8 protein-coding genes and 1 pseudogene are annotated in these 11,771 nt (G+C 63.4%); all 9 read right to left on the bottom strand.

Going from position 1 to position 11,771, the window contains the following annotated elements; all coding sequences use genetic code 11:
• Positions 1–123 precede the first annotated feature (123 nt).
• A pseudogene (locus BZL41_RS17025) lies at positions 124–1,246 on the bottom strand (Fic family protein).
• A gap of 857 nt (positions 1,247–2,103) precedes the next feature.
• The gene (locus tag BZL41_RS17020; RefSeq protein WP_256578181.1) at positions 2,104–3,063 is read right to left on the bottom strand and encodes a hypothetical protein; all 960 of its coding nucleotides are present in this window, start codon (positions 3,061–3,063) and stop codon (positions 2,104–2,106) included.
• A complete protein-coding gene (locus BZL41_RS17015) occupies positions 3,054–5,864 on the bottom strand; it encodes a toxin VasX (RefSeq protein ID WP_095600407.1) in 2,811 nt (936 codons plus the stop codon). The genes BZL41_RS17020 and BZL41_RS17015 overlap by 10 nt, the downstream gene beginning before the upstream one ends.
• A complete protein-coding gene (locus BZL41_RS17010) occupies positions 5,861–6,427 on the bottom strand; it encodes a DUF4123 domain-containing protein (RefSeq protein ID WP_095600406.1) in 567 nt (188 codons plus the stop codon). Before BZL41_RS17010 ends, BZL41_RS17015 begins: the two co-directional genes overlap by 4 nt.
• Entirely contained in the window at positions 6,418–8,469 is a 2,052-nt protein-coding gene (locus tag BZL41_RS17005) for a type VI secretion system tip protein VgrG (protein ID WP_095600405.1), read from the bottom strand. Before BZL41_RS17005 ends, BZL41_RS17010 begins: the two co-directional genes overlap by 10 nt.
• Before the next feature lie 187 nt (positions 8,470–8,656).
• Positions 8,657–9,634: a hypothetical protein gene (locus tag BZL41_RS17000; RefSeq protein ID WP_095600404.1), complete on the bottom strand. Its 978-nt coding sequence runs from the start codon at positions 9,632–9,634 to the stop codon at positions 8,657–8,659.
• Positions 9,607–10,311 (bottom strand): hypothetical protein, encoded by a 705-nt coding sequence (locus tag BZL41_RS16995; protein WP_095600403.1) that lies wholly within the window; start codon positions 10,309–10,311, stop codon positions 9,607–9,609. Before BZL41_RS16995 ends, BZL41_RS17000 begins: the two co-directional genes overlap by 28 nt.
• Positions 10,308–10,844, bottom strand: a complete 537-nt coding sequence (locus tag BZL41_RS16990; protein ID WP_095600402.1) for a DNA-binding protein — start codon at positions 10,842–10,844, stop codon at positions 10,308–10,310. The genes BZL41_RS16995 and BZL41_RS16990 overlap by 4 nt, the downstream gene beginning before the upstream one ends.
• Positions 10,841–11,764 (bottom strand): hypothetical protein, encoded by a 924-nt coding sequence (locus BZL41_RS16985; RefSeq protein ID WP_095600461.1) that lies wholly within the window; start codon positions 11,762–11,764, stop codon positions 10,841–10,843. The genes BZL41_RS16990 and BZL41_RS16985 overlap by 4 nt, the downstream gene beginning before the upstream one ends.
• Positions 11,765–11,771: the final 7 nt, after the last annotated feature.

Below are 11,771 nucleotides of genomic sequence, written 5' to 3'. Positions count from 1 at the left end.
CGCCTACTTTTGCCTTGTACTGACTGCCTCGCCTACGTTTTTAGAGGCACCCTTCTCGGGGTTCGCGACCATTGTCCTATGGCGCGATGGCGCACCAGGGCCTGACTTGGTCGGCTCAGGTGCTCAGCGTGCTATCTGGTAACGGGTGCTACGCCCGCCACCGGGCAGTCGCTCGATGCAGCCCTTTTCCAGCAGGTCGCTCAGATGACGGGTTGCGGTGGCTTTGGATACCTTGGCCACGGCTTGGTATTGCGCCGCGCTGATACCGTTCTCGAAACCCTTTTCGCCGCCATCGAGCAGGCGGTTCAGCACTTTGATCTGCTCGGTCGATAGGGTTTGGCTGCGGTGGGCCTGCCAGAAGCGTGCCTTGACCAGTACGCGGTCGATGCGAGCGAGGGCTTGCTCCAGGCTATTAAGCAGTGTTTTGAGAAACCACTGCAGCCAGTTGGTGATATCCAGCGTGCCTTTCTGACTGGCTTCGAGGATGCGGTAGTAACCGGCGCGGTCATCAAGGATGCTCGCGGACATCGCGTAAAAGCGGATGGCTTGCTGTTCGCCCTGGGCCAATGCCAAGTCGGTGATGGCACGAGTGAGGCGACCGCTGCCGTCATCGAAGGGGTGCAGGGTAACGAACCAGAAATGAGCGATGCCGGCGCGCAGAAAGGGGTCGAGGCTGGCATCGCTACGGCTGCTCTCGAACCAGGCGAGAAAGTCCGTCAGTTGCGCTTCCAGCCCTGCGCGAGGAGGAGCTTCAAAATGTACCGTAGGGCGGTCTATGCGACCGGAAACCACCTGCATCGGTTCTTCGCCGCGCAGTGCACCGATGTGCAGTGGTCGCGCCAGCAGTTGGTCATCGCTGGGGAATAGCCAACGGTGCCAGGTAAAGAGTCGCTGTTCGTCCAGCGGTTGTTGATGCGCATGGGTGGCATCGAGCAGCAGTTCCGCCAAGCCTTCGGAGCGGGACGTGGTGCTGCCTTCTTCGTTCAGCCCCAGGCGCCGCGCCAGTGATGAGCGCACCGAACCGACATTCAGTTGCTCACCCTCGATGGCTGAAGAGGTAATGATGTTCTGCTGCATGGCATCCAGGCTGCTCTGCACTTCGGTGTCACTGCCCACGGCGCCGAGCATGCCGAGCAAACGCCCCTGAGCCTGGGTGCAGGCGCGCAGCAGCGGGGGCAAGCGTGTCGGCTTGCCAGCTGAAATGCGGCCAGTTGGGATGCCGCCAGATCCAAAGCGGGTTATTCATGGGTTGCTCGTCTGTGAGCCGATTAGTGGAGTTATTCGGCTCATATGGCGAGCCGATAATGCCGGCTATTCGGCTCACTGAGAAGTGTTCCTGATCAGGGTTGGTTGAGCCGGTTCATGCGCCTGTTTCAACACTTCAGAAACATCGTCGGGAGGTCATTTGTAGCTCAAGGGCTACAAGCTTCCAGGCATGAGTCTGTATCTGCATCGGTTTTCGGCTGTAGGTTCGGTTATTTCTGTTCCAAGTTGATCTTGGAACCCGTCACAACCGTAGAAGGTGCAAAGCCGCGCAATGCGCGGCTTTGAAGGTGGTGGGCCCGCAGGGACTCGAACCCTGGACCAAAGGATTATGAGTCCGGAATCATATGCCATGACCACAGGGAAATAGCCTTAAGCACCTGATTTTCCGAAACATATTCATTTATTTTCAGCACATATTGATTACAGGCGTGGACGCAATGTGGACGCTTCCAGCTATATAAAACTTCACCCTATGACATTTCCTTTCACAGCGTGAAAACCCCATACATGGGAAAAGCCCGCGCCGCTGCTGGCCTCGAAACCCTCTTTCACCACCATCCCTATTTGCACAAAAAAGCCACGTAAGGCCCGTCGGCGGGAGGGGGAGAAGTGCATTTTATGCTTGGGTTTTTCAGGGGCTTGGATTTTTCAGGCAAACAAAAACCGGCCGAAGCCGGTTCATTGTTTTTACTAAATAATAGTATTTTGAGCTGTCGCATGGAGGTTCCGAGCAGCATGTAACGCTGTCCCGATTAGGGAAATGGGAGAATGCCCACCATGGATCGCCGAACGAGAGAGGATTTCATGTCCAACCAACAGAAGCCGCAACGGACTGAATTACTCACTGCATGCGCTAACGCCGGCAGGCAATCCTTGCTCTCGCTCCAGATCGATCAAGCGCGTTGTTGGGCCATCAGGGCGCAAGCGTTCCAGCACTTCTTCCGGCCACTGGTTGCGCGAACGGTGTTTCGATAGGGCGTAGACGAAGTCCTGAATGGCATCCATGGGGTAGAAGAGAAGTTCTAAAACCATGCGGACCAGCGAGCGAGGACGCCGGTACTTCTGCCACGTTTTCCAAGTGAACTTGTAGGCGTGCCGGCGCTTTTCGTTGCTAATCGCCAGTTGTTCTCGAACGAACGCATCGGACGGGCTGTTGGCGCCGTTCTCGTCGAACCACGGCCCGTTGTTCATGTAGGCCCGCAGGTATTCCCAGGTGTGCTGGTTGATCGCAATGCTGCGGGCGACAGGAATCACCAAGTTGACCAGAATCTGTTGCTCCGGCTTGCCGTAACGGTGCATCAGCACTTCGATGGGCGCATGGCGCATGGCGCCGGTGTTCTGGTGCACCATCTCGTATTCATAGGTGGCCGCCTCGATCCCATCCCAAGGGGTGTGGTACAGCTCGCCGTCCAGTTCGAAATACACCTCGCGGGTGCGACGATTGAACAGCGTGGGCAGTGGCAGCGGATGAAGCATTTCCCAGGCGAATGGCACCGCGAAAAAAGCGATGGCCACCGCCAAGCAACCCAAGGCGAAATCTATCTCGCCATGCTGTAAAGGGGGAATCATCATCAACAAACACGTTGGCGTACCAATTCCTGCAGTCACCCCCGTGGGCAAACCTTTCGCCATTTCCTCCCCGCTCTTCAAGGCAAGGTAGTGCTCTGTCTGTTCGTCCACCTCGTTGAGCTGCATGGGCTTCTGCCCGGTGGCCCGATCCGCGAAGAGCGGCGTTATGGGGTATCGCGCACCGAACTTCTCACCGATCAGTGCCAACAATTTGCCTTTCAAAGCCATGCCACGTCATCCACTTCGATGGCGGGCAGCGACACGCCGGGCAGCGGCGAGTAGGTCAGCGTTCCCTTGATCTTCTTGATTTGTCCCAAGTCCTTTTCCTCGCGATAGAGCTTGCGGTAGCGCGCCACGCCCGGCTCATGCGGACGCCGTGTTCCAATGTCCGCCTCGAAGGCGTTGCCGGTCCACTCCACCGGGCGCTCGATGTCGCGCAGGCCGAACCAGCCGTGGTTGTCCCAGACCTCCACCCCCTTGAAGTGGATCATCCAATCTTGCAGGCGAGTCTGCCCAGGCAGGCGCAGGATAAGCCAAGTCGTTTCGATATGCCCTTTATACGGGTTCAACTCGACCAATCGCCCCAGGTTGAAGGTGAAGGGGAACACCGTCTTGTACAGTTCGCGCATCTCGTCGTTGTAGCGGCTGGCCCAGTCGGCCGGCTTGATCCCGAAGCGGGTCTGCGCCACCCACTTCTCCAGCGGGGTGTTCTGGGTGTAGCTGCGGGCCAGCAGGCCGGCGAGTACAGTGGTGGTCAGGCCCAAGGTCAGGGCGCCGACCCAGCCGCCGACCACGGACGTGCCAACTCGAATGGCCGCCAACTCGCCCAACATCACGGCCAGGCGAGCGGCACGATATGCCCGGTACGCCTTGACCGCCAGGGCCAACTGGCCAGCGGAGGCCGCCGTCAGGCCCGCATTGATCGCCGCTGTGTCGAAGTCGCCCACGCGGTAGGCATCAATGGCTTCATAGCCAAAGATCAGGATGTCGACGCTGGAGGTGAGGGATTGGGCAAACTGGGTGGCCATCCCTAGGCCCAGAGCCCGCAACAATTCCCGGCGGCTTTCAGCCGAAAGCGCACCAGTCTCCCGAACGGCGGCCTCCCAATCCAATTCCGCCAATCGCTGGACCACGGCTGCCACAGCAGTACCCGTTCCGAACACTCCTCCCACTATGTCCAGCGCACTTTTCCCCGACCGGTCGCCGGCGAAATTCTTGACCGCCACCCCCACATTCACCGCTGCCAGCACCGCAATCAAACTCTTCAACGGCGCCCGCTTCAGCGCATCCTTGCTCAGGTCCAGAACGCTGTCGGCCGTTACCCGCGTTGCGGTGCCGCCCCCATGCGCGGGCACGCTCGGCACCGATGAGGTGGGTGTCGGTGTAGGCGTCGGGCCGCCATAGCCCGGCTTGGGTATCGCCGGCCCCGGATCGTTGGCCGGCACCAGCCGCAGCATGGGCAGGGCTTTTTCGACGGCGGTGGCAATGGGCGTCTTGCGGGCTCCTCGGGGCGCAGCGGGGTTAGTACTTACCAGGCTGCCGAGCCAGTCGCCCACCACGTGCTCGGTGGCGGCGAGGACGTCCAGACGCTGGCCGCTGCGCCCCAGGGCGGCGAGGGTGTAGTAGCGCAGCAAGTCGTCCGCCGTCTCCGGCAGGCTGCGGGCGCGGGTGGCGGCCACCGGGGCGAGCGCGGCGAACAGCGGCTCCTGGGCACGGGCCGGGGTGTAGCTGGCTAGACGGCTGGCCCCGGCATTGAGCGCGGCACTCAGGGCCAGGGCGCGGGCCATCTGTTCGCTGGCCTCGGCGATGTCCGGCAGGCTGCCCTTGGTACCCTCCACGGCATCGAGCAGTTGCTTGAGTTCGCCGGGGCCTAGGCGGCGAGTCAGGCCCAGCAAGCTCCAGAGCAGCCAGGGCTTGGCCGGCGCCTGTGCCGGGGCCAGGGCGGGGGCGATGGCCTTGATGCCGGCACTGGTCTCGGCCGGCCCCAGGCAAGCAGCGGCGAAATGCTGTTCCAGTGCATCGCGGCTGTCGCGCTGGGTGATATCGAAGTGGCCGCAGGCGGTGTCCAGGGTGGCCACGCCCCGGCTGCGCAGGGTCTCGAACCAGGTCGCCCACAGTTCGCTGAGCCGGCGGACGTCTTCCGCGTAGCGATGTTCAGTGGCGTCCTGTTCCTGCCAGGTCCGCACCAGTTTCGGATAGTCGGTGATGTCGCGCATCGTGCGGCCCAGTTGCTCGTCGCCGCGCTCCAGGCTGCGCAGCACGTTGGCCATGGCCCAGTCTTCGCCACTCCGACGACGAACGCTGTCGTAACGCTGCTTGCAGGTGCGCATCAGCGCGGCCAGGTCCAAGGCAACGCCCCAGGGATCGTCCACCGCCACCCAGGCCTGCTGCTCGCAATGCCCCATGGCGAAGTGGGTCTTGATCCAGTCGGGGCGCTTGCTGGTATCGGGCTCGCAGCTCCAGGCGTAGCTGTCCGGGCTCATGTAATCGCCCACCGACAGCGTTTCCTGCGGCGCGCTGTTGCCCGTGGGACCACTGAACGGTCCGGCGCCGGGCGTGAAGCCCCGCATCACCCGCTGGCGTACCGCTTCCTGGGTTTTGGCCGCCTGATACTGCGCGTCGCTCCACTGCACCGGCGACCAAGCCACCATAACTGGCTCGCCCGCCCGCAGGATCAGGTAGGGCAGTTGGCGCTTGTCCACCACCGATCCTGCGCGCTGAGTTTGGGTAATGAGGTGGTCCGTGACTTGGTGCTCGATCAGACGCCGATGCCGGGACGTCCAGACGTAGAGCCAGCCGTCGCGCAGCAGACGTCGGCTGTAGTTGAGCGTGGCGGACGGATCGATCTTGTAGCGGGCGCCGAGGGCCGGAAAGGCGCCCTCCAGCGGCGGCAGGCCGAGCGTGGCGGCGTCGAAGCCCCGATTCGGGCCGATGGCGTAGCGCAACGGCAACACGGCAACCAGCAGCGGACAGCTCAGCGCCTTGACCGGATAGGGGTAGCTGTCCATGGGGTTGGTGAGTTGGTTCATGCGCGGATCTCCGTTTCCGTGTTGGCCAACGCTTGCAGCAACGGCCAGTCCAAAGTGATTTGCGGGGCGATGTCGAGGTCGCGTGGGGCCGCATCGTCGTCTGGATGCGGATTGGCCCAGGCGAGGAAGGGGCCGGTGTCACGCGGCAGCCAGACGGCATCGATGCCATGCCAGAAACCCTGCGGAAACTCCAGGCCCACGTGATGCGCACGCGACAAGGCGCGGGCATCGTAGAAGCGCAGCCAGTAGGGTTGCCCGCTGGGATCGCGTACCTGAAGCCGACGCCGCAGGATGGGCTGCATCGCAAAAGGGTCCAGCCGGCTTTCCAGCCATACGGCATGGTGCAGCGGGCTGTCCACTTGCTGCCAAACGCGGTCGGCTTGGTCCCCCGGTCGCACCGGGATCAACAGCGGGCCGAAGTCGGCCATGCCGTCGTAGGCGGTGCCGCGCAGCAGCGGCAATGGTGGCTCACACTCGGGCAGGTACTGGAAACACCAGGCCATCGCCGGGTCGATCAGCAGCCCATCGACGAACAGAAAGCCTTGTCCCCGTATCACATCCATAACCGCTCTTCCTTCTTCACGGCTTCGCAGACTTCACACACGCCTTCACCTTGATCGATGGCATCGCGCAGGATCATTTCCTGCTTGCGCAGGGCTTCGGTGGGCTTGCCGGGGATGGAGGTGTCCGCCGGTTCGGCATCCTTCGGCAGCTTCGGCGCGGCCGGGGTGCCGCTGACGGGCGCGCCACCCTGGGTGATCGGGACGCTGCTGACGATGCCGCCAGGGCCGATGACGATGTGCTGCCCACCGGCCTGTAGCGTCAGGCTGGCACCGGCATCGATGACGACCTTGGCGCCGGCCTGGATGTGGACCTCCTGGCCGGCATGCACGGTCAGCACCTGCCCGGCACGGGTATGCGCGCTGCCGGCGATGGTGAGGTGGTCGTCGGCCTTGAGTTCGGTCTTGCGGTCGCCGTGGACGGTGCGGTGTTCCTCGGCCATGAAGTCGCTGTAGCTGTTGGCCTCCACGGTGTCGTGGCGTTCGTGGCCAACGTGGATGGTCTGGTCGTGCTGGATGTTCTGTTCCAGGTCGCGTTCGGCGTGGAGGTAGATTTGCTCCTGGCCTTTGCGGTCCTCGATGCGCAGTTCGTTGTGGCCGCCGCCACCGGGCGAACTGAGCGTCTTGAACACCGAACGGGTCTTGTTCGCCGGCAGGTCGTAGGGCACCACGTGCTTGGCGTTATAGAGGCAGCCGGTCACCACCGGACAATCCGGATCGCCTTCAAGAAAGCTGACGATGACTTCCATCCCCACTCGCGGAATGGCGATGGCGCCGTAACGGTCGCCGGCCCAGCTCGACGCCACGCGAACCCAGCAACTGCTCTGGTCGCTACCGAGGTCGCGGCGGTCCCAATGGAACTGGATTTTGATCCGGCCAAATCGATCACAGTGAATCTCTTCGCCGGGCGGGCCGGTGACGACGGCGGTCTGCGTGGCCAGGATCGTCGGTTTGGCGTGCAGCGGCGGACGGTAGAACACGTCCCAGGGGATGGCGGTGAAGTGGTTACGGTAGCCCTGGGTGAAGTCTTCATCACCGGGGGCGCCGCTGGTGACCGACTCTTCCAGCACCTGCGGCTGCTTGCCTTCATGGCGAATAGCGGTCAGCAGCCAGAGGTCGTTCCAATTCGCACGCGGATGGTCGGACAGTGGCAGGAAGTGGCCGCTGCGCAGGAAGGGCTGGTCGCTCTGACCTTCGGCCAGTTCGTAGTCGGCCCGCTCGCGTTCCAGGATGCGCTTGGCCAGGTGCCGGCCACGATCCCGGTCGGAGAAGTGGCCGGGGTAATCGTAGCGCTCCAGGACGGGCGAGAAATCGCTAACGTAGCCCGCTTCCATCAGCACCGAGGGCTTTTCGAAGTTGTAGTCGCGCTGGGCGATGTGGTTGGTGCGGGTCGCCAGGCGCAGGCCGAAGCGCTTGATCACCGGTTCATCGGCCACCAAGCCGGTGTCCTGCTGGTAGGCCACCGGGGCGAGCTTGGGGAACACGGTCTGGTCGTCGCCGAACACCAGCTCGTGGCCGGCCTCGCTATGACGGAAGTGGTAGTGCAGGCCAATTTCGGAGCAAATCCGGGCGATGAAGGCGAGGTCGGTCTCGCCGTACTGCACGCAGTAGTCGCGCTCGGGGTAGACGGTGGGGCCGAGCTGGAAGCGGTGTGCGTCCGTGAGGATGCCGTGTTCTTTCAGGATCGTGGAAACAATCTGCGGCACCGACAGATTCTGGAAAATGCGGTGGTTGATCCGATGGGCCAAATAAAAGAGCCGCGGGACCAGGGTCAGGTGATAGCGGGTCAGGCGCTTGCCGGATTCGCCCTGGGCGATCTGATAGATCAGGCCGTGAATACCCTCGCCGTTGTGCCCGAAACGCAGGAAGGCCGGCTGGTTGAGAAAACTCTGCAAATCCAGGTCAGCATGCTCGCTGACGCACTCGATCTGGAAGTCATACGGGGTGCTGATGGCTTCTTTGCCGGTAAACGCCAGCACTTGCAGGTCGTGGCGAACGTCAGGAATGGCCAGGGTGAACTGAGGGGTATCGGCAGGCTGGAACATCCGCTGTCCTCCGCAATAAACGGTCAAGGCTGCGGACCCTAAATATTTTTTCGTTGGCAGGTTTTTGCGCACCGCCCGCTGGCACACGGCCCATGCGGTTTACAGGCACTTTGTAACTGTTTGTTGCTGAGACTCACCTCTCAAACAGTAATGTGATACGGGACGCAAAGGACAATTGTCCGGCTTTTTACGCCGTTATCGGCTTGAGACGACCAGAAAGCCCAGCGGCTTGTGTCGCCTTGGCTGTAAAGCCGGAGACGTCCCCAGGGCTCGGTGTCGGTCCTGGACTATGGGTATGGCTGGCCAGTTGGGTGTTCATTTGCTCCACCAGGTCGATCAAATCGCAGAGCACCTGGAGCACGTTCACCGAGCCGGATCCTAACCAGGTCTTCGGCGCCTGCAGGCGTTGGCTCATGGCCGACACGCTCTGGCGCAGCCCCTGGATCCGCTCCACCATGTCGCCGCCCACAGTGGCGTTGTGCTTCTGCCCCACCACCAGGTTCAAGTCTCGCCCCGTCGCCTGATGCAGGTCGTCCACGGCCGCAAGGCTGGCGGAGCCACCGGATAGCAGCTTGAGCGCGCCCAGCGCCTCGATCCTTTTGATCCCGCCCACGGACTCGGTGCTGTGATCGTCCACGTCCACCGTGCTGTTCTGGTAGCGCTCGGCGTTGTCCAGGGCCTCCACGTCGCGCTCCACGGCCTGATCGCGAATCCGTCCATCCGTCTGCCGCAGCCAGTTGCCGTCCGCGTCCACGCGCTGCTGGCAGGCCTCGCTGTGCTGCCACACCTGATCCCCTTTCGGAACCCGGGGCAGGCTGAGCCCGTGCGGGAGAACCTGCTGGATATAGGGCTTGTGGGGCAGGCCGTAGGCGAAGCACACCACCACGGTGGTGCCTTCTTCGGGAAAGCCGTAGAAGCCGGCTTCCTGGCCACCCATGGGCACCGGAACCGGCAGGCTGTACAGAATTGGCAGAGCCGGGTCCGGTTCGCCATCGGGCAACAGCACCTCTACATCGACGCCGAAGCGCGGGCGGTAATCGTCGCAAAGGCCCTGTGATTCCGGGGCATCGGGCACGGCGACCACGCGCCCGAATCGGGGCAGGTGGTAGCCGCCGGTCAGTTCGGGAAACTGGCGTTCTACAGTGCGGCGGATTGCGTCTTCCATCGGATGGCCATCTGGGTGCCGGCGAGGGTCACGGACGTGACGCGCTCGCCTTGGTTGATCGTTGCGCCAGGGCGCAGCCCGGGGAGGGCCGCAACGGTGGCGCTCTGGTTGCCTTGGTAGCTTTCGAACAGTTCCACCGGCAGTTGCAGCGGGGGACGCTCGCCCCAGTAGCTGTCGGCCCAACTGCCCACGAATACCTCGCCGTCGCCCTGCTGCTGCCAGGTGAAATCGGCGATGTCATAGACCTGGGCCAGGCTGTCCATAGCCTGGAAACCGGTGGCCAGGCTGTAGAAATACGGGGCCTTGATCCGGGCGTAGGCACGATCCGGCACACGAAAGCGCAGGCCTGTCCGGGCGCTGATTTCGGCGAGCACCTGCCGCACGTCCACATGGCGCAGGTTCATTGGCAGCGGCAGGGCCAGCACGCTGGTCAGCTCCCGGCAGAACAGCACCTGCTGCTGGCTGTTGGCCGCCGTGCAGCGCTCCACGTGACCAATGAAGTGGCGCTGCAGGGCGCGCTGGTTGTAGCTGATGTCGAACGTCACCAGCCCACGCACCGGCGCGCCGGCCTGGATGGTGAAGCTGGCCCGTCCCGGGCTGCGCAGATCCAGGCGGACTTCCTCTCTCACCAGCGGGTACACCTGGCCGGCAATGGTCAGAACCTTGTGCAGCTTCATGCGAGGGCATCGTCCAGGCGTTTCAGCACGGCCTCGAAACCGGTCAGCTCGGTGGGCTGATCGCCTGCCCCATCGTCGCTGGTTGACGCACTGACGGCCTGCCCCGGGGCGGATTGCTGCTTGACCGGGTTACTCGGCCGACGGGTTTCCACGCGCTCGGCGGTGGACAGCTTTTCGGACAGGGTGAACTGGACCCGCCAGGCGGCCAAGCTGTCGTCTTCCCGGGCACTCAGGTTGTCGCTGAACTCCACCTGCCGCACGCCGAAGGCCTCGGCAGTGTCGTTGACGATGCGGTAGGTGCGGCGCTGGCCACCGGCGGCCGTTGCCTCGGCCCAGCTCATCAACTGCGCCAGGTGCGCGCTGTCGCGGAAGGGAATGAGTAGCGAGACCGTCAGGGACTTGGGCTTGAAGCCCTTGTGCGCCGCAGCGGTGTTGCTGGTCTGGCCCGACATATCCTCGCTTTCGATGCGCAGGTTCGCAGTTACCTTGAGCCCCTTTCCGCGCACCTTCTGTCCATCCAACAGCAGTGTCATAGGCCCACCAGCTCCCGCACAAAAGCCAAACCGTCGAAAGAGCCGACCAGTACGACTCCGGCGCTCAACACCCACTCATGTCCTGGCGCGTCGCCCTCCAGCAGGGCCGAGCGCAATTGAAGCGGATCGCCGGGACCGACCAACCGGGCGCGTATGCTGGTATCGGTAGAGCCCTCCGCAAGCAGAGCCTGCAAGTCGGCCAGTTGCTGGTCTCGTCCCAGCTGCTGGGCGCTCTTGCGGCTGGCCAAGGCCGCTAGGTCGGCCATCGGCGAGCTGTCGGCGGCGTAGCCCTCCAGCACCGCCAGCTGGCCCGCCATGGAGCGCTTCGCCGCTTTGGTCAGCGTGCAGCGTTCCAGCGGCAGGCGCTGCCAGCGCGGCAGCGGCCTAGCGTCGGGGATCACCCACTTTTCCGCCTCCAGTCGCGAAAGATGCCGGGCGCGCCGCTCGGCGCGCACCAGGTCTGGCACCGGTAGCAGTGCGTTGAAACGGGCCAGGATCTCCGCCAGTTGATCCAGGCGCGTAGAAAGAAATATCAGCGCCAGGGCGTACAGCTCGCCGCCGGGTCGTGCGGGGTCGCGGCCATCCACCAGCTTGTCGCCCAGGTGGGCCAGGAGATTGGGCGCCGACAGAAAGCGTTGGTGGCCACGGCCTTGTCCGATGCCACTCTGGAACGGCGTCACGGCGAGGCATGACGGGACCCCGCCCAGTTGCTTGGTCAGCGCGGTGCGCCCACTGGTGATCGCGTCCTGGGCGGCGGCGCCGACCGGACCGGGATTGGTGGTCGCCAATCCGTCGAGACAGGCCAAGCGCGCCGTCGTGCTGACCAGCTCGCCGCCAGCCAGGTTCTTGGCTGCCGCCAGGTCGTCCATCCATTGGGTGGCCTGGGTGGGCCAGCGCATCGTGACGGGAGTCCAGCTCACGACGGTT

The organism is Pseudomonas sp. PIC25, from assembly GCF_002286785.1.
Taxonomy (GTDB): domain Bacteria; phylum Pseudomonadota; class Gammaproteobacteria; order Pseudomonadales; family Pseudomonadaceae; genus Pseudomonas_M.
This window is presented reverse-complemented; position numbering and strand designations above follow the sequence as displayed.